The following is an 18,856-nucleotide window of genomic DNA, read 5'->3' on the forward strand; positions in this document are numbered from 1 at the left end:
GGCTATTTGCGCAACGTCGTAAAGGCAAAGATCCCGAAATCGTTCAGCGTCTCCTGCACAATTCTTTCCTGACCGGCATCGACGCAGCCTTGGATCATCTCAAGGCGCGGCCTTCCCTAAGCTACGCCGATGTCCTGCAAACGCACAAGACGCTCTTTGAAGCGGTGTTCCCGTGGGCTGGAGAGGATCGCCATACGAACGCATCGCATATCTTTGTGGGAAAGGGCTCCGTGATCTTCGCCCACCCCAATGACATCCGCAAAGCTATCGACTACGCGCTGGAGAAGGGACAAGACAAGGCGTTCATGGCGGAAAAGCCCGGCGAAGTGATGGGCTATCTCGCCTATGGCCACCCCTTCCTCGACGGCAATGGCCGCGCCATCATGCTGATCCATGCGGAACTTGCGCGCCGGGCACACATCGGCATCGACTGGGTCGCCACGGACAAGGACCAATATCTCGCCGCCCTGACGCAGGAACTCGAAGAGCCGGGCAAGGGCAAACTTGATGCTTACCTCAAGCCATTCATTCGCAAGGGCTCGGAGATGAAAGACATTGCGGACGCCATCAAGGCCGCGCCGGGGTTGGACGGCGGCAACGCGGATACGGTCGCAGGCGAGACGAGCAATCCAACGATCAAGGCGCAATACGAAGCGCAAGAAGTCAAACGCAAGGGCGGGCAAGGTGCTGCGCAGAAAGACGAGTAAGGTCAACCGCAGCTGCGGCTTTGATTTAACCATGTAGAGGGGCGGCACCCCCTCGGCCCTCAAGGCCCTTCGAAGTCTACGGAGAAGTCTGTCTACGGTGCTCCGACTGCTGGGGGCTTCGCCCGCTCCAAGCTTCTCAATTGAGCTTCCATTTTAGTTGACCTGGATGATGCCAGCGCGCATTCGCGTGGTGCGTAGGATTCCAATATATTAGTCCCTGTCTCTCGGCACTCACCGTTTCCTCGGCTAAGCTGCTCTCGCACCGGCGGCTTGCGATCTCTGGCCAGGCAGCGTTCGAATGAAAGCCATGGACCAACAGAAACTCGATCGCGCGATCGGTCGTCGCCTGAAGACGCTGCGGACGCAGGCGGGCATGACGTTGAACGAGCTTGCGGCACGCTCGGGCGTCAGCCGGGCCATGATCGGGCGGGTGGAACGGGCGCAGAGCAGTGCGACGGCTGCGCTGCTCGGAAAACTCTGCGCCGCGCTCGACGTGTCGCTGAGCGATGTCGTGGCGCTGGCCGAGAAGCCGCCCGAGCGGCTGGTGCGGCTTGCCGACCAGCCGCATTGGCGCGATCCCGACAGCGGCTATCGCCGGCGTCATGCCTCGCCGACCGATGCGGCGAGCGGCATCGAGATCATCGTCGTCGACCTGCCGGCTGGCGCGCGGGTGCCGTACAGCCCCTGGGGACGCAACGCCTTCACCCAGCAGCTGTTGATGCTGGAGGGCGCGATCGCCGTGCATATCGATGCCAAGGCGCTGCGGCTGCGCGAGGGCGATTGTCTGGATTTCGACGTGATGCGCGCAGTGATCTTCGAGAACGAAACCAAGCAGGACGCACGCTACGTCATCATCACGCGGCGCGGCGCCTCCTATGGGAAGGTGTGAGATCATGGAGTGGAGATCCTGACGATGCAGATCCGCACCGGCGACACCTTCGATCCCCGCGTCATCGCGCTGCTCGATCATCACGTCACGGCCGCGCGGGCGCAGACCGCGCCGGGCAGCGCCCATGCGCTTGATCTCGTCGGCCTGCGTGCACCCGACGTTGCGTTCTGGACCGGCTGGGACAGTGAGACGCTGGTCGCTACCGGTGCGTTGAAGACGATCTCGGCGCTGCACGGTGAGGTGAAGTCGATGCACACGCTGCAGACCACGCGCCGGCGCGGCTTCGGTGGAGAGATGCTTCGTCACATCATCACGCAAGCCCGCGCGCGCGGGGTGACGCGCCTCAGCCTCGAGACCGGCTCGTGGGATTACTTCAAGCCGGCGCACGCGCTCTACCGCGCGCATGGCTTTGTCGCCTGCGGCCCGTTTGAGGGCTATGTCGAGGATCCCAACAGCCTGTTCCTGACGCTCGACCTGACTTGCGGCTGAGGCCGGACGATGCAACGCGGGTTCGAAAACATCGTCGCATCCCTCAAAATGAGTTGCGTACCTCAAAAGACCTCTGCTAGCCTTCAGCCATGGCCGAGACGCTCACCCCGACTGCGCTGACGCTGAAGGACATCGCCCGCGAGGCTGGCGTCAGTCTCGCGACGGTCGACCGCGTCCTGCACAACAGGCCGGGGGTGCGGCCGGACACAGTCAGGCGCGTCAAGGAAGCCATCGCGCGCAATTCGTTCCAGCCCCATGTGGCCGCCGCCGAGCTCGCCCGCGGCCGCGCCCGCCGCTTCGCCTTCGTGATGCCGTCCGGGCCGAACCCGTTCATGCAGCAGATCGAGGACTATCTCGGCGAGATGTCGGGCTGGCTTTCGGCCCGCCGCCTCAGCGTCGAGACGGTCGCGACCGACGTGTTCGATCCGTTGGTGCTCGCGGCCTCGCTGGAGGGACTGTCGGGCGATTACGACGGCGTCGCCGTCGTGGCGCTGGATCATCCGGGGGTCCGTGCTGCCATCAATGATCTCGTCGACGCCGGCACCAAGGTCGTGACGCTGGTCTCGGACGTGCCGTCCTCGCGCAGGCACCACTATGTCGGCATCGACAACATCGCCGCAGGGCGGACCGCCGGCGCGCTGGTCGGGCGGCTGGTCGGCCAGAGGTCCGGCAAGGTCGCGATCGTCGCGGGCTCGCAGGGCCTGCGCGATCACGCCGAGCGCATCTTCGGCTTCAACCAGGTCATCGCAACGGAATTCCCCGATCTCAGCGTCCTGCCGGTGCTGGAAGGGCGCGACGAGGACGATCGTTCCGAGCAGCTGCTGGCACGGCTGCTCGGCAGGCATGCCGACATTGTCGGCCTTTATAACGTCGGCGCCGGCACGCAGGGCGTTGCCAAAGCGTTGAGCGAGGCCGGGCGCGACAAGCAGGTGGTGTTCGTCGGCCACGACGTCACCGCGCTGACGCGTCGATTGCTGCTGCAGGGCGTGATGGATGCCGCGATCTCGCAGAACCCCGGACATGAAGCGCGCGCAGCCGTGCGCGTGCTGCTGGCGCTGGCCCGCGGCGAGCCGATTTTGCGCGAACAGGAGAAGATCAGGATCGACATCGTGATGCGGGACAATCTGCCTTAGCGGCAGGTGGATTTTCGAATCGGCCCGTTGTGGGGGAAAGCGACGCAAGATCGCGCACCGCAGCAGGGCGAAAGGGAGGATGACGTGTATCTCGGGATCGACATCGGCACGTCCGGTGTGAAAGCGGTGCTCGTGAGCGAAGCCGGCGCGGTGGTCGCGACGGCGGCGCGCGAGCTTGCGCTGTCGCACCCCGCGCCGCTGTGGTCCGAGCAGGACCCCGATGGCTGGGTCGATGCGGCCATCGGCGCAGTCGACGATCTCGCCGCGCGTCATCCGCGGGAGGTTGCGCAGGTTCGTGGCATCGGGCTGTCAGGTCAGATGCATGGCGCGACGCTGCTCGGCGAGGACGGCCGGCCGCTGCGTCCGGCCATCCTCTGGAACGACGGCCGCTCGCAGGCCGAATGCGCAGCGTTGGAGCGGCGCTGTCCCTCGTTGCACGCGATCGCCGGCAACCTCGCGATGCCTGGCTTCACCGCGCCAAAACTGCTCTGGGTGGCACGGCACGAGCCAAAGATCTTCGACCGCGTGGCAAAGGTGCTGCTGCCGAAAGCCTATGTCCGCTATCGCCTCACCGGCGAAATGGTCGAAGACATGTCGGATGCGGCTGGCACGCTGTGGCTGGATGTCGGCCTGCGTCGGTGGTCGGCGCTGCTGCTGCATGCCACCGGGCTCGATCTGCACCACATGCCGCGCCTCGTCGAGGGCAGTGCGGTGAGCGCGGTGCTCACGCCTGATTACGCGCAGCGCTGGGGTATGGCGAAAGATGTCGTGGTCGCCGGCGGCGCCGGCGACAATGCGGCCAGCGCGATCGGGCTCGGCGCCATCGCGCCGGGCGATGCCTTCCTGTCGCTGGGAACGTCGGGTGTCCTGTTCCGCGTCACCGATCGCTTTGCCCCCGCGCCGGCTTCGGCCGTGCATGCGTTCTGCCACGCGCTGCCCGGCCTCTGGCATCAGATGGGTGTGATGCTGTCGGCGGCGGCCTCGCTCGCCTGGCTGTCTGGCGTGATGGAGACGCCGGCCGCAGCGCTCTTGGCGCCGCTCGGTGAGCGCGTCGATGGACCGAGCCCGATCAAATTCCTGCCCTATCTCGACGGCGAGCGCACGCCGCACAACGATGCCGCCGCCAGCGGCGCCTTCGTCGGCTTGCGCGGCGCGACCGGGCGCTCTCAGATCGTGCAGGCCGTGCTCGAAGGCGTCGCCTTTGCCGCGCGCGACAATCTGGCGGCGCTGAGTGCAGCGAGTGGGCCGATTGCCGAGCTCGATCTCGTCGGCGGCGGCTCGCGCTCATCGCTCTGGGCGCAGATCTGCGCCGACGTGCTCGGCATTCCGGTCCATCGTGTCGAGGAAGGCGAGGTGGGCGCTGCGCTCGGCGCCGCGCGGCTCGGTCGGCTCGCCGCGACCGGCGATAATCCCGCGGATGTCTGCACGCGCCCGCGGCGGCTCGCGAGCTTCACACCCCGCCCGTCCGTCGCTGCGGCCTATGACGAGGCCTATCGGCGATGGCGCGCGCTTTATCCAGCATTGAAGGAGTCTGTTTAAGTGAACGTGTCAGCCAAATTCTTCGATGCAAGCGCACCCGTCGCCTTCGCCGGCAAGGATGCGGCGAACACGCCCGCATTCCGCTGGTACGACAAGGATCGCCTCGTGCATGGCCGCCGGCTCGAGGATCATTTGCGCTTTGCGGTCTGCTATTGGCATTCGTTCTGCTGGCCGGGCGGCGATCCCTTCGGCGGCGAGACCTTTTTGCGACCCTGGCACCACGGCACCGATCCGATGGCGATGGCGCGGGCCAAGGCCGACATCGCCTTCGAGCTGTTCCGCCTGCTGGACGTACCCTTCTTCACCTTTCACGACGTCGACGTGGCGCCGGAAGGCAGCTCGCTTGCGGAATCCGTCGCTAATCTCAACGCGATCGCCGATCTGTTCGAAGCGAAGATGGCCGCGGCAAAAGTCCGCCTGCTCTGGGGCACCGCAAACCTGTTCACGCACCGCCGCTACATGGCGGGCGCGGCGACCAATCCGGACCCTGATATCTTCACCTATGCTGCCGGCCAGGTCCGCGCCGCGCTGGAGGTGACGCACCGACTCGGCGGCCAGAACTACGTGCTGTGGGGCGGCCGCGAGGGCTACGAGACGCTGCTCAACACCGATCTCAAGCGCGAGCTCGACCAGCTTGGCCGCTTCGTCTCGCTCGTCGTCGAGCACAAGCACAAGATCGGATTCAAGGGCCCGATCCTGATCGAGCCCAAGCCGAAGGAGCCGACCAAGCATCAATATGATTTCGACGTCGCCACCTGCTACGGCTTCCTCGAACGCTACGATCTCCTCAAGGACGTCAAGCTCAACATCGAGCAGAACCACGCCATCCTCGCCGGCCACTCCTTCCATCACGAGGTCGCGCTGGCCGAGGCGCTCGGCGTGTTCGGCTCCCTCGACATCAACCGCGGCGATGATCTGCTCGGCTGGGACACCGACCAGTTCGCGATGAACGTGCCGGAGCTGGCGCTGGTCTTTCACGAGATCCTGAACCGCGGCGGCTTCACCTCGGGCGGGCTCAATTTCGACGCCAAGATCCGTCGTCAGTCGATCGATCCTGATGACCTGATCCATGCCCATGTCGGCTCGATGGATGCCTGCGCGCGTGCCTTCCTCGCCGCCGCCGACATGCTCGATGCCGCCGCGCTCACCACGCCGCTTGCCAAGCGCTACGACGGATGGGCCGGTCCCGAAGGACGCGCCATTCTCGGCGGCCAGCGCTCGCTCGCCGATCTCGCCGACCGTGCCATGAGTCCCGGCTTCGACCCGCAGCCGCGCTCGGGCCGGCAGGAATATCTGGAATCCCTGGTCAACCGCTATGTCTGAGGAACGCCGCTGATGACAAAGGCTGACGCGACACCGGTGCTCGAGCTCACCGGCATCGGCAAGGAATTCGGCGCGATCCGCGCGCTGCACGACGTCGACATGCAGGTCTTCCCCGGAGAGGTGGTCGGCCTGATGGGCGACAACGGTGCGGGCAAGTCGACGCTGGTCAAGATCATCGCCGGCAATTTCCGCCCCAGCCATGGCGAGATCCGCTTTGCCGGCAGCGCGGTCCATTTCAACCGCCCGGTCGATGCCCGCGCCGTCGGCATCGAGGTCGTCTACCAGGACCTCGCGCTCGCCGACAACCTGACCGCCGCCGCCAATGTCTTCCTCGGCCGCGAGCTGAAGCGCAGGTTCGGACCCATTGCGCTGCTCGACCACAAGGCGATGGCGGCGCGGGCGTTGGAATTGTTCGGCGAATTGCGCTCGGAGACGCGGCCCGACGATCTGGTCAAGCAGATGTCGGGCGGCCAGCGTCAGGCCGTCGCGATCGCGCGGACCCGGCTCTCCAACGCGCGGCTGGTGATGATGGACGAGCCGACCGCGGCGATCTCGGTGCGCCAGGTCGAGCAGGTGCTCGGCCTGATCCATCGGCTGAAGGAGCAGGGCGTCGCGGTCATGCTGATCTCGCACCGCATGCCGGACGTGTTCGCGGTGTGCGACCGCGTCGTTGTCATGCGCCGCGGCGAGAAGCGGGCCGACAAGCCGATCCACCAGACCTCGCCTGAGGAGGTCACCGCTCTCATCACCGGCGCGAAGGAGGCGGCGTGATGGCCATGCCCTTGGAATCCCCGATCACCTTCTCCAACGTCGGCAAGATCAGATGGTGGCAGCGCGGCATCTTCGCCTCGCAGACCGGCTACGTCCTGCTGGCGCTGGCGGTGCTGCTGGTGATCATGCATTTCGCCAGCCCCTACTTCTTCACCCAAGGCAACATGCAGAACGTGGCGAAGAATTTTTCCTTCATCGCCATTGCCACGCTTGGCGTCACCTTCGTGATCATCACCGGCGGCATCGACCTCTCGGTCGGCTCGATGATGTGCTTCTCGGCCATGATCGCCTCGATGGTGATGACCGAGCTGTCGGCGCCCGGCTCGCCGCTCGTGCACATGGCGGCCGACGGCAAGACCGTGCTGGCCAATGTGCCGGGGCTGATCCTGCTGGTGTCGATCCTTGCAGGTCTGGGCGTCGCGTTGATTGCCGGCCTCGTCAACGGCTTCTGCATCGCCGTGCTCGGCCTGTCGCCCTTCGTCACCACGCTCGGCATGCTCTCGATCGTGCGCGGGCTGGGCTATGTCGTCTCCAACGGCCGCGGCAGTTTTCCGGGCGGGCCGGATGCCGATTATTTCTATGCGCTCACCTCGGGCGACGTGCTCGGCGTGCCCGTGCCTTTCATCTATCTCGTGGTCCTCGCACTGACGATGGCCGTGGTGCTGCACCACACCTCGTTCGGCCGCCACGTCTTTGCGCTTGGCGGCAACGAGAAGGCGGCGGAGCTCACCGGCATCCCGGTGGTACGGGTGAAGATCGAGGTTTACGTGATCTGCGCGCTCGCAGCGGGCCTGCAGGGCATCATCATCTCCGGCTGGCTCGGATCGGCGCCGGCCAACATGGCGACGTCCTACGAGCTCAACGTGATCGCTGCGGCCGTGATCGGCGGCGCCAATCTCGCCGGCGGTATCGGCGGTCCGCTCGGGGCCATCGTCGGCTGCGTGCTGCTCGAGGTGATCCGCAACGGTCTCGTGCTGGCGCAGGTCTCCTCCTACTGGCAGCAGACGCTGGTGGGCGTGATCATCATCCTGGCCGTGCTGGTCGATCGCATCCGCTCGCGGATGATCTGACGTGGCGTTGTCTCGGGAAGGTAACGAAAATGCCGCCTGTCCGCTTCCCGGGCGCTTTCGAAAGGATGGGCACCAAACAAGGGTGGAGGAGACAATGAGGAAACTGCTTCTTGCCGGCATCGCCGTTGCGATGATGGCGACGCCGACATTCGCTGCGAACTACCGCTTCGTGATCGTGCCCAAGGCGATGAACAATCCGTTCTTCGACTTCGCTCGCGACGGCTGCCTGAAGCGCGCCAAGGAGCTCGGCAACATCGAGTGCATCTACAAGGGACCGGTGGAGCATGAGCCGGCGACGCAGGCCCAGATCATCCAGGACTTCATCACCCAGAAGGTCGACGGGCTTGCCATCTCGGTTGCGGACGTCGCGGCCATGACCAAGTCGATCGAGGCGGCGACCGCCGCCGGCATCCCCGTCATCACCTTCGACGCCGATGCCCCGGGCTCCAAGCGCATCGCCTATATCGGCACCAACAACAAGGAGTTCGGCCTGGCTCTCGGCAAGCAATTGCTGAAAATGCGGCCCGACGGCGGCAAATACGCGATGGTTTCGGGCGGCCCCGGTGCCAAGAACCTCGCCGAGCGCGTCGACGGCGTGCGCGAGGCGCTGAAGGGCTCGAAATGGGTCGAGGTCGCGGGCTCCCCGACATTCTGCAACGACGATCCTGCGCTCGCGGTCCAGCAGATGACGGACATGCGCACCGCAACGCCCGACCTCGCCGCTATCGTTCCCATCGGCGGCTGGCCAATGTTCGCCCCCGAAGGCTTCAAGGCCTTTGCCTCCCGCAACAAGAAGGACATCGATTCCGGCAAGTTCACGCTGGTCGTCGCCGATACGCTGAAGATGCAGCTCGAGCTGCTGCGTGACGGCTATGCCAATGCGCTGGTCGGCCAGCGTCCGTTCGAGATGGGCGAGAAGGCGATGGATACGCTGCTTGCCATCAAGAAGGGCGAGAAGGTGCCGGAGATCGTCTACACCGGCCTCGATCTCGTCACCAAGGATAACGTCGCGCAGATGTTGAAGTAGGAGCGCCGCCAGCCCCGTGCTCCTGCATGTCTCTCCCGCTTGCGGTTTGCGCAAGCGGGAGAGATGATTTGGATTGTTTGGAAGAAGACCGCTGGAAGGCAATGGGAATGAAAAGGTCACGGCTCGGCGCTCTCGACGTCACCTCACTCGGCCTCGGTTCCGCCCCGCTCGGCGGATTGTTCACCCCCGTCAGCGATGCCGATGCAGAAGCGACGCTCGCACGTGCCTGGTCTGCCGGAATCCGCTTCTTCGATACCGCGCCGCTCTACGGCTTTGGCCTGGCGGAGCGGCGGGTTGGTGCATTCCTGCGGCAACAAAAGCGGGACTCCTACGCCATCTCGACCAAGGTTGGCCGTCTGCTGCGCGCACCGGATGGCGCTGCCGCCGAGGACGAGCACTACAAGGGCACACCGCGCGAGCGGCCGGTGTTCGATTTCAGTTATGACGGCGTGATGCGATCGGTCGAGGAGAGCCTGACGCGCCTTGGGCTCGACCGCGTCGACGTCCTGCTCGTGCATGATCCCGACGACCATTATGACGAGGCCGTCACCGGCGCCTTCCGCGCGCTCCAGCGGTTGCGTGAGGGCGGCACGGTCAAGGCGATCGGCGCCGGCATGAACCAATCGGAGATGATGGTTCGCTTTGCCGAGGCCGTGCCGGTCGACTGCTTCCTGCTCGCCGGGCGCTACACGCTGCTCGACCAGGGCGCGCTGGAGACGCTGTTTCCGCTCTGCCAGGCCAGGAACATCGGCATCCTGCTCGGCGGCATCTACAACAGCGGCATCTTGGCCAATCCGCGGACCGGCGCGAAGTTCAACTATCAGGATGCCGATGCGGCGCTCGTCGCGCGTGCGCTCGAGCTCGATGAACTCTGCCGCAGGCACGACACGGAGCTGAAAGCCGCCGCGCTGCAGTTCTGCATGGCGCATCCGGCAGTGACGGTCGCCGTGTTAGGTGCGCGCAATGCCGCGGAAGTCGCCGACAACATCGCGATGTCGGAGAAGGCGGTGCCCGCCGCGTTCTGGCAGGAGTTGCGTGCACGAAAGCTCGTCGATGCGCGGGCGCCACTTCCCGGCGGAGCGTAAGGCATGATCATCGACAGCCACCAGCATTTCTGGGATCCGGCGCGCGCCGACTATCCCTGGATGGCGGCGGACGAGCTCGCGCCAATCCGTCGCGCTTTCGGTCCTGCCGATCTCGCGCCTTTGCTGAAAGCAAACGGCATCGACGCCAGCATCGTGGTGCAGTGCCGCTCCGCCCTGGAAGAGACCGAGCAGTTCTTGCGCATCGCGCAGGCAAATCCCTTCGTCGTCGGTGTGGTCGGCTGGGCCGACCTGACCGATGGTGCGCTTGACGAAACGCTTCATCGGCTGCGCGCTCTGCCCGGCGGCGGCAAGCTGGTCGGCATCCGCCACCAGGTCCACGACGAGGCCGATCCCGATTGGCTGCTTCGCGAGGATGTTCAGCGCGGCCTCACCGCATTGTTCGCCCGCGATCTCGCTTACGATTTCCTCGTCCGTGCCCGCGAGCTGCCGGCGGCGATCGCAACAGCGCAGGCCTTTCCGCAAGCGCGCTTCGTGCTCGATCACGCCGCCAAGCCGCCGATCGCGGATGGCGGCAGCGACGAATGGGCCGACCGCATCGCCGCGTTAGCCGCTTGCGGCAATGTCTGGTGCAAGATCTCGGGGCTCGCGACCGAGGCGGCTTGGGGCGACTGGGATGCGGAACGACTGTTTCCGTTCGTCGAGCACGCCGCAAAATGTTTTGGCGAGGACAGGCTGATCTTCGGCTCGGACTGGCCAGTGTGCCTGCTTGCGGGAAGCTACGGCGAGATCAAGAGCGCGCTGGAGGCCTGCCTGGCGAGGCTTGGCCCGCAGCTGCGGGAGAAGGCTTTTGGTATGAACGCGGCGCGGGCGTATCGGCTGGCGATCGCAGGTTAGCGCGAAGCGCCGGCGTCCTCCTGCCTCTCCTGGCAGAGCAGGAGAGGGGAAGCCACGGCGGGACCCGCGCCAAGCCTATTCCGACATCGGCTTGTCGGAGATGTCCCAGTCCTTGCCGGTGAAGGTGGAGATGAACAGCGTCTTCATCGGCGTGTAGTTCTCGGGCGTGTAGCTGTAGGTGACGCCATCGAGGAAATAGGGCGAGTGGAAACCCGCGAGCGTCGAGGCCTGCTTCAGCACGTTGGCGCGGGTGAGGTCGTCGCCGCAGCGGCGCAGGATCTCGCCCATGGTCACGGCCTGCCCGTAGCCGGCGAAGGCGATGGTGTTGTCGGGGTCGATGGCCGGTGTGTACTTCTTGCGCAGTTCCTCGAACGCGATCACGTCGGGGTCCTTCTCCCATTTCGGCAGGCCGACCTCCTTGTTATAGCGGATCGCGACGATGCCGGTGGCGTTCTCGAGGCCCGCGGCATTGAGGATTGAGCGGCCGGTCGAACCCGCCGACAAGAGTTGCAGCGGCTTCCAGCCGAGCTCGGCCACCTTCCGGATCGATTGCGACGACGCCTTGCCGGTCGAGATGTTGTAGAAGACGTCGGCCCCCGACTTCGAGAGATTGATGAGCTGGGAGTCGACGGTCGGATCGGTGAGATCGTAGGTCTGCTCCATGATCACCTGCGCGGTGCCGCCGGCATCGGCCAACACCTTCTTGAACGGTCCCAAGAAGTCGCGGCCGAAATCGTCGTTCTGGTAGAGGATGCCGACCTTCGCATTCGGCTTCACGGCGACGACGTGCCGGGCCAGGATGCGCGCCTCGGTCGGATACAGCGGCAGGCCCGCCATCGTCCATTTGAACTCTTTCGGGTTGTTCCACTTCGACGCGCCGGTGTTGAGCAGCAGCTGCGGCACGCCCTTGGAGTTCAGGTATTTGTGCACGGCGGTCTGCGGCGCGGTGCCGAGCGAGCCATAGAGCGCCAGCACTTCTTCCTGCTCGACCAGCCGCCGCGTCGCCTCGACGCATTTCGGCGCGCTGTAGGCGTCGTCCATGGTGAGGAATTTGACCTTACGTCCGTTGATGCCGCCCTTCTCGTTCAGCATCTGGAAATAGGCTTCGCCGATGCGCCCGAGCACGCCGTAGAGCGAGCCGGGGCCGGAATGCGGCACGGTCTGACCGATCTTGATCTCGGTGTCGCTGGCGCCGGCATCGTATTTCTTCTCCGCAGCCCAGACATAAGGCGCGGGCAAGGTCGATGCGGCGATGGTGGCGAGCGCGGCGGCGCTGAAATCGCGCCGCGATGGATTCTTCGTCATTATTTGTTTCTCCCTAGCGAGCGCATTGTGCTGGCATCGCGGTTCGGCTCGCAAGTGGGAAGTCGCGGCTTTGCGACGCAATGACGCTCAAATCGCAAGGCGCTAGCGCCTAGACTCAAGTTTTCTCGGCGACGATGACGAGGCCGCGCACCGGCTCGTTGTTCTCGTTGCGCGGCGAGGCTGGCTCCAGTGTCAGCAGCTTCAACCCGGCCTTGGCGATCGCACGGCGCACATATTCCGCGGGATGGGCATAGCGCAGGCCTTCGCCGAGCACGACGCCATTGCCGTCATGCGTCTCCAGCGTGAAGGCGAGCACGCCGCCTGATACGAGCACGCGCCTCGATTCGCTCAGAACCGGTGCGAGATCGGAGAGATAGACGAACGCATCCGCGGCCACGACGAGGTTCGCGCTGGCGTCGGCCTTGCCGCGCAGGCCCTCGATCATGTCGGCGACTTCGAGCTCGGCATAGAGGTTCGTCGCGCGCGCCTCCTTGATCATGCCGGACGACAGATCGATGCCGATGAAATGGTCGACCTGCTTGGCGAAGGCGGCGGCCGCAAGGCCGGTGCCGCAGCCGAGATCGATGGTGCGCTTGAAGTAGGCCGGCTTCTTCGCGGCGACCCGCGCGGCCAGCACCGCCTTGAAGATCAGCGCGGGCGCGCGATAGCCGAGATCGTTGATCAGCGCATGCTCGAACCGAGGCGCGTATTGATCGAACAGCGCCTGCACATAGGCCTTGGGCATCTCGGCCATCTCCGCGTCCCCGAGACGCATCAGGTGCAGGCCGGCGCCGTGCTGGTCTTCGGGATCGGATCGGCGCGCTTCACGGAACGCCGCGATGGCCTTATCGCGCTCGCCGAGCTGCTGGCGGATTTCGCCGAGCGTGAACCAGGCCGAAGTGAAATTCGGCGCAAGCTCGATCGCCTGCTCCAGCAGGTCGGCGGCGGCGGGCAGGTCGCCCTTGAGCTGGAGGTCGCGCGCGAACTCGAAGCGGCGGTCGGCCATGAGATCGCCGGAGGTCAGGAATAGGCGCAAGGGCATCTTGGAACCGGGATCGTCATTGCCGGGCTCGACCCGGCAATCCATCAAAAAAGCAACTCTTTAAGAGGATGGATGCGCGGGTCAAGCCCGCGCATGACGGCTTAATTCGGAGCGGCCCCTTCCTATATGATGCACATGCGTCCGCAAGACATCCTGCTGCCAGTTGCCGCCGGCCTGTGCTGCAAGCCCGGCGGCTTCCATATCGACCCTGTCCGCTCCGTGGAGCGGGCCGTGATCACCCACGGGCATTCCGACCATGCCCGCGCCGGCCATGGCGCGGTGCTGGCGACGCAGGAAACGCTCGATATGATGCGGCTGCGCTACGGCGAGAACTTTGCCGGATCGACCCAAGCGATCCGCTATGGCGAGGAGATCCGGCTCGGCGACGTCACCGTCAAGTTTCACCCGGCCGGCCACGTGCTGGGCTCCGCACAGATCGCCGTGACCTGCAAGGACACCTGCATCGTCGCCTCCGGTGACTACAAGGACGCGCCCGATCCGACCTGCACGCCCTTCGAGCTGGTGCCCTGCGACGTCTTCATCACCGAGGCAACGTTCGGGCTGCCGGTGTTCCGGCATGGCGACGCCGCCGACGAGGTGAGGAAGCTGCTGGCCTCCGTCGCGCTGTTTCCGGAACGCGCGCATCTGGTCGGTGCCTATTCGCTCGGCAAGGCACAGCGTGTGATCGCGTTGCTCCGTGCGGTCGGCTATGACGCGCCGATCTACCTTCATGGCGCCATGGAGACGATCACGCATTACTATCAGAGTCGCGGCATCGACCTCGGCGAGCTCAGGCCCGCGAAAGGAGCGAAGAAGGCGGCGCTCGCCGGCACCATCACGCTGGCGCCGCCGTCGGCGACATCCGATCTCTGGACACGCCGCTTTCCCGATCCCGTTACGGCCTTTGCCTCGGGATGGATGCGTGTGCGTGCCCGCGCGCGGCAGCGCGGCGTGGAATTGCCGCTGGTGATCTCCGATCACGCCGATTGGGACGGCCTCACCGCCACCATCGCGGCGACCGGCGCCGGCGAGATCTGGGTCACGCATGGCCAGGAAGATGCGCTGGTGCATTGGTGCCGGAGCAAGGGCCTGAAAGCGCAGCCGCTCGATCTCGTCGGCTATGGCGACGAGGAGGAGAGCGAGACGCCCATTCAAGGCGAGGCCGAGGCATGAACCGCTTCGCCGAGCTGCTAGACCGCCTCGCCTACGAGCCCGGCCGCAACAACAAGCTGCGGCTGATCACCGGCTATTTTCGCGAGGTCGGCGATCCCGATCGCGGCTACGCGCTGGCGGCGCTGACCGGCGCGCTCAGTTTCAAGCACGCCAAGCCGGCGCTGATCCGCGATCTCATCGCGGCGCGCACGGATGAGGTGCTGTTCGGGTTGAGCTACGATTACGTCGGCGATCTCTCGGAGACGGTGGCGCTGATGTGGCCGAAGGCGTCGTTGGCCGCTCACAACAATCCTCCGCCCCCAACCCTCACCGAAGTCGTCACCACGCTGCGCACGCTCGGCAAGACCGAGTTGCCGAAGCAGCTCGAACGCTGGCTCGACGAGCTCGACGAGACGGGCCGCTGGGCCCTCTTGAAGCTTGTCACCGGCGCGTTGCGGATCGGCATTTCCGCGCGCCTCGCCAAGACCGCAGCCGCGGCGCTCGGCGACAAGGACCCGCATGAGATCGAGCTGATCTGGCCGGGACTCGCACCGCCCTATCTCGACCTGTTCGCCTGGCTGGAAGGCCGCGGCGACAAGCCGGTCAATCGCGATCCCGCACCGTTCCGCCCAGTGATGCTCGCACATGCGATCGAGGACGGCGATTTCGCCGCGCTCGACCCCGCCGACTACATCGCCGAATGGAAATGGGACGGCATCCGCGTGCAGGCGGTCGCCGGCCGCGACGACCGCGGCCACATCACGGCGCGGCTCTACTCGCGCACCGGCGAGGACATCACCGGCAGCTTTCCGGATCTCGTGCCGTCGCTGCGCCTGCCCGGCGCCATCGACGGCGAGCTGCTGATCCTGCGCGAAGGCCGCGTGCAGAGCTTCAACGTTCTGCAGCAGCGGCTCAACCGCAAGGTCGTCTCGCCGAAGCTGATCAAGGAGTTTCCGATTCACCTACGCGCCTATGATCTGCTCGGCGACGACGAGAACGATCTGCGCGAGCTGCCATTCGCCGAGCGGCGCGAACATCTGGAGAGGTTCATCGGCAAACTTGGCGATCCCCGCATCGACCTGTCGCCCACCGTGCCCTTCGCAAGCTGGGAAGCGCTGACCGCCGCCCGCGCCGATCCCGCAAGCGCCGGCGCCGGAGAAGACGCGGACGCCGTCGAAGGCGTGATGCTGAAGCGGCGCGATGCGCCCTATCTGCCGGGGCGGCCGAAGGGGCAATGGTGGAAGTGGAAGCGCGATCCGCACATCATCGATGCCGTGTTGATGTATGCGCAGCGCGGCCATGGCAAGCGCTCGTCCTATTACTCCGACTACACGTTTGGCGTCTGGACCGCAGGTGATGCCGGCGACGAGCTGGTGCCGGTCGGAAAGGCCTATTTCGGCTTCACCGACGAGGAGCTGCTGCAGATCGATCGTTTCGTCCGCCGCAACACCACGGAGAAATTCGGTCCCGTGCGTCATGTCGTGCACGAGAGCGACAAGGGGCTGGTGCTGGAAGTGGCGTTCGAAGGCTTGCAGCGCTCGCCGCGGCATAAATCCGGCGTCGCCATGCGTTTTCCCCGCATCAGCCGCCTGCGCTGGGACAAGCCGCCGCGGGAAGCCGACCGGCTGGAGACGCTGGAAAAGATGCTGAAAGCGGAGCCAGCGGAGATTGAGGTGTGAGGCTCGATGCCGCCACGACGTCGATGCGCTCCCTCTCCCGCTTGCGGGAGAGGGGTGGGGAGAGGGTGTCCGCATTGGGATTCGTCATTGAGGTTCCCCAAGAGGAGAGAGCCCTCACCCGGCGCTCGGGACGATGCTTCGCATCGCCCGGGGAGCGCCGACCTCTCCCGCAAGCGGGAGAGGTTAGGCCCGCGGCTAGCGTCATGCCATCAGGAAGCTCTGGCGGCGCTTACCCGAATTAAACTCCCGTAACCCGATTGACGCCTCGTTGCGGGTTCCCCATGTGCCTCGCCGTGCCCTATAATGGGTCGAATCCCCCTGAGGAGTTTGCGATGGTCCAAGACGTCAGAGATTTGCCGGCCGGCCGCAGCGACGGCCTGCACCGCTTTCTCGGCGGCTCTCCGCTGGCGGTCGCGTTCCGGCTGGTCCTGCTCTCGATCCTGGTCGGCGTCGTGCTCGCCGCGATCGGCTTCGATCCCTGGAACATCATCCACAGCATTCGCCTCTTGTTCCAGCGTCTGTGGGATCTCGGCTTCGACGCCGTGAACTGGCTGTGGCGCTACTTCCTGCTCGGCGCGGTCATCGTGATTCCGATCTGGCTGCTCTCGCGTGTCTTCGGCGCGCCGCGCGGCCGGTGAGGATTTGATTGAGGGAGTGCGCAGCCGATGCAACTGCGTTTCGCTGGCTGCGGTGACGCCTTCGGCTCCGGTGGCAGGCTCAACACCTGCTTCCACGTCTCGGGGCGTGAAGCCAACTTCCTGATCGATTGCGGCGCGTCGGCTCTGCCGGCGCTGAAGCGGCTCGCGATCGACCGCAACGAGATCGACCTGATCCTGATCACGCATTTCCACGGCGATCATTTTGCCGGGCTGCCGTTTGTCTTGCTCGACGCGCAATTCTCACGACGGACGCGGCCGCTGACGATCGCGGGTCCACAGGGCATCGAGAGGCGGCTGCGAGAGGTGATGGAGGCTCTGTTCGAGCACTCCTCGAAGACCAAACAGCGCTTCGAGCTGAACGTGGTCGACCTCGTACCCGAGCAAAGCCAAAGCTTCGGCGCGGTAACGGTGACACCCTACCCGGTCGTGCACGGCGAATCCGGCGGGCCTTTCCTGGCCTATCGGGTCGAGGCCGAGGGCCGCACGCTCGCCTACAGCGCCGACACCGAATGGACGGAGACGCTCATTCCGCTGGCGCATGGCGCGGACCTTTTCATCGCGGAAGCTTATATGTACGAGAAGGTGGTCAAGAACCATCTCAGCCTGAAGACCTTGGAACAGCATTTGCCCGCGATCGGCGCCAAGCGGCTTATCCTCACTCATATGAGCGACGACGTGCTGTCGCGCCTGGACGCCATCGAGCATCTCGCTGCAGAGGACGGCATGGTGCTCGTGTTCTGAGATGCACGCACCGGTTCATCCCAGGATCGGCTCCCGCCAGGTGTTCGCCATCGCGGGACCGGCGATGGTCGCGAACCTGACCACGCCGCTGATCGGCGTGGTCTCGACCACCGCGATCGGACGGCTCGACGATGCCGCGCTGCTCGGCGGCGTCGCGATGGCCTCCGTCATCTTCGACTGCCTGTTCTGGCTGTTCGGCTTCCTGCGCATGAGCACGCTCGCGTTCACCGCACAGGCGCTGGGCGCCGGCGAGACGCGCGAGCAGACCGCGATCCTGGTGCGCGGCTTCATCATTGCCGGCCTGATCGGCACCGCGCTCATCACGTTGCAACTGCCGCTGACGTCGGTGCTGTTCGACCTGATGGGCGGCAGCGAAGGCGTGACCCGCGCCGCGAAGACTTACTTCATGATCCGAATCTGGTCGTCGCCATTCGCCTTCGCCAACTACGTCGTGCTCGGCTGGCTGGTCGGGCAGGCCCGCGCCAATCCGGCGCTCGCGCTCCAGGTCGCCATCAACCTCATCAACATGGTCGCGACGATCCTGCTGGTGCTGGTCTACGATACCGGCATCGCCGGCGCGGCCATCGCCGCGCTGCTGTCGGAGGTGACAGGCTTCGTGCTGGGCGTGATCGTCTGCCGCCGCTATGCTGCCGGCGGCTTCAAAGTGCCCCGCGCGACGCTGTTCGATCGGGCCAAGCTGATGCGGCTCTTGGCGGTGAATACCGACATCCTGATCCGCACCGCGGCGCTGATCGCCGTGTTCCTGTTCTTCACCGCAAAGGGCGCGCGCGCCGGCGACGTCACGCTGGCGGCGAACTCCGTCCTCAACAATTTCCTCCTGGTCAGCGCCTTTTTCCTCGACGGCCTCGCCAACGCAGCCCAGCAGCTCTGTGGCCGCACCCTCGGCGCGCGCGATGCCAAGGGATTTGCGGATTCGACCAGACTGGTGCTGCTCTGGGGCCTCGGCTTCGCGCTGGTCGTCGCCGTGCTGTTCGCGCTGTTCGGCCCCAACCTGATCAATGTCATGACGGCCAGTGAGGACGTCCGCGGCGCCGCGCGCGACTTCCTGCCGTTCATCGTGCTTGCGCCGATCCCCGGTGTGTTCGCCTTCGGCTTCGACGGCATCTATGTCGGCGCGACCTGGGCGCGCGAGATGCGCAACCTGATGCTGGCCTCGCTGGCAATCTTTTTCGGCATTTGGTTCGGACTGCAATCGTTCGGCAATGCCGGACTGTGGTGCGCGCTGATCGCGTTCTATGTCGCGCGGGGTGGCCTGCAGGGCGCGCGCTATCCGGCGCTGTATCGGATGACGTTCGCTAAACCATAACTCTCGTGTCCCGGACGCGCTGCAGCGAGAAACGCTGCTGCGCAGAGCCGGGACCCAGAGCGC

At 65.5% G+C, this 18,856-nt stretch carries 18 protein-coding genes; 16 read left to right on the forward strand and 2 right to left on the reverse strand.

Going from position 1 to position 18,856, the window contains the following annotated elements:
* Window positions 1–89: 89 nt before the first annotated feature.
* From CVM73_RS25945 to CVM73_RS25995, 11 genes are all read left to right on the forward strand, one after another.
* On the forward strand, window positions 90–707 hold the full coding sequence (locus CVM73_RS25945; protein WP_245452427.1) for a Fic family protein: 618 nt from the start codon (window positions 90–92) through the stop codon (window positions 705–707).
* A gap of 307 nt (window positions 708–1,014) precedes the next feature.
* Window positions 1,015–1,596, forward strand: a complete 582-nt coding sequence (locus tag CVM73_RS25950; protein WP_167407058.1) for a helix-turn-helix domain-containing protein — start codon at window positions 1,015–1,017, stop codon at window positions 1,594–1,596.
* A gap of 24 nt (window positions 1,597–1,620) precedes the next feature.
* The gene (locus tag CVM73_RS25955) at window positions 1,621–2,085 is read left to right on the forward strand and encodes a GNAT family N-acetyltransferase (RefSeq protein ID WP_167407059.1); all 465 of its coding nucleotides are present in this window, start codon (window positions 1,621–1,623) and stop codon (window positions 2,083–2,085) included.
* Between the two features lie 89 nt (window positions 2,086–2,174).
* The gene (locus tag CVM73_RS25960; protein WP_100234675.1) at window positions 2,175–3,218 is read left to right on the forward strand and encodes a LacI family DNA-binding transcriptional regulator; all 1,044 of its coding nucleotides are present in this window, start codon (window positions 2,175–2,177) and stop codon (window positions 3,216–3,218) included.
* Window positions 3,219–3,302: 84 nt separating this feature from the next.
* Entirely contained in the window at window positions 3,303–4,757 is a 1,455-nt protein-coding gene (gene xylB / locus CVM73_RS25965; RefSeq protein ID WP_100234676.1) for a xylulokinase, read from the forward strand.
* Complete coding sequence (xylA, locus tag CVM73_RS25970) at window positions 4,758–6,080, forward strand: xylose isomerase (protein ID WP_100234677.1); 1,323 nt, start codon at window positions 4,758–4,760, stop codon at window positions 6,078–6,080. It abuts the gene before it with no gap.
* Between the two features lie 12 nt (window positions 6,081–6,092).
* Entirely contained in the window at window positions 6,093–6,851 is a 759-nt protein-coding gene (locus tag CVM73_RS25975; protein WP_100234678.1) for an ATP-binding cassette domain-containing protein, read from the forward strand.
* Window positions 6,851–7,921 carry an ABC transporter permease gene (locus CVM73_RS25980; protein ID WP_167407060.1) on the forward strand — a complete coding sequence of 357 codons (1,071 nt, stop codon included), beginning with the start codon at window positions 6,851–6,853 and terminating at the stop codon, window positions 7,919–7,921. Before CVM73_RS25975 ends, CVM73_RS25980 begins: the two co-directional genes overlap by 1 nt.
* Before the next feature lie 94 nt (window positions 7,922–8,015).
* Window positions 8,016–8,948, forward strand: coding sequence for a sugar-binding protein (locus CVM73_RS25985; protein ID WP_167407061.1), 933 nt, complete (start codon window positions 8,016–8,018; stop codon window positions 8,946–8,948).
* 107 nt (window positions 8,949–9,055) lie between these two features.
* Entirely contained in the window at window positions 9,056–10,033 is a 978-nt protein-coding gene (locus CVM73_RS25990) for an aldo/keto reductase (RefSeq protein ID WP_100234681.1), read from the forward strand.
* A gap of 3 nt (window positions 10,034–10,036) precedes the next feature.
* A complete protein-coding gene (locus tag CVM73_RS25995; protein WP_100234682.1) occupies window positions 10,037–10,888 on the forward strand; it encodes an amidohydrolase family protein in 852 nt (283 codons plus the stop codon).
* 75 nt (window positions 10,889–10,963) lie between these two features.
* On the opposite strand, the gene CVM73_RS26000 is transcribed toward CVM73_RS25995, so the two are convergent.
* The gene (locus CVM73_RS26000) at window positions 10,964–12,193 is read right to left on the reverse strand and encodes an ABC transporter substrate-binding protein (RefSeq protein ID WP_100234683.1); all 1,230 of its coding nucleotides are present in this window, start codon (window positions 12,191–12,193) and stop codon (window positions 10,964–10,966) included.
* A 115-nt stretch (window positions 12,194–12,308) separates the two neighbouring features.
* On the reverse strand, window positions 12,309–13,235 hold the full coding sequence (locus tag CVM73_RS26005) for a class I SAM-dependent DNA methyltransferase (RefSeq protein WP_100234711.1): 927 nt from the start codon (window positions 13,233–13,235) through the stop codon (window positions 12,309–12,311).
* A gap of 135 nt (window positions 13,236–13,370) precedes the next feature.
* Here CVM73_RS26005 and CVM73_RS26010 point away from each other — a divergent pair, with 135 nt between their 5' ends.
* The 5 genes from CVM73_RS26010 (at window position 13,371) to CVM73_RS26035 (ending at window position 18,793) form a co-directional block, all read left to right on the forward strand.
* Window positions 13,371–14,408: a ligase-associated DNA damage response exonuclease gene (locus CVM73_RS26010; RefSeq protein WP_100234712.1), complete on the forward strand. Its 1,038-nt coding sequence runs from the start codon at window positions 13,371–13,373 to the stop codon at window positions 14,406–14,408.
* A complete protein-coding gene (locus CVM73_RS26015) occupies window positions 14,405–16,066 on the forward strand; it encodes an ATP-dependent DNA ligase (RefSeq protein WP_100234684.1) in 1,662 nt (553 codons plus the stop codon). The genes CVM73_RS26010 and CVM73_RS26015 overlap by 4 nt, the downstream gene beginning before the upstream one ends.
* Before the next feature lie 332 nt (window positions 16,067–16,398).
* Window positions 16,399–16,704, forward strand: a complete 306-nt coding sequence (locus CVM73_RS26025) for a DUF6460 domain-containing protein (protein ID WP_027575165.1) — start codon at window positions 16,399–16,401, stop codon at window positions 16,702–16,704.
* Window positions 16,705–16,731: 27 nt separating this feature from the next.
* Entirely contained in the window at window positions 16,732–17,466 is a 735-nt protein-coding gene (locus CVM73_RS26030; RefSeq protein WP_100234685.1) for an MBL fold metallo-hydrolase, read from the forward strand.
* A 1-nt stretch (window position 17,467) separates the two neighbouring features.
* Window positions 17,468–18,793 carry an MATE family efflux transporter gene (locus tag CVM73_RS26035; protein ID WP_100234686.1) on the forward strand — a complete coding sequence of 442 codons (1,326 nt, stop codon included), beginning with the start codon at window positions 17,468–17,470 and terminating at the stop codon, window positions 18,791–18,793.
* Window positions 18,794–18,856 lie beyond the last annotated feature (63 nt).

The organism is Bradyrhizobium forestalis, from assembly GCF_002795245.1.
In the GTDB taxonomy this organism is placed as follows: Bacteria; Pseudomonadota; Alphaproteobacteria; order Rhizobiales; family Xanthobacteraceae; genus Bradyrhizobium; species Bradyrhizobium forestalis.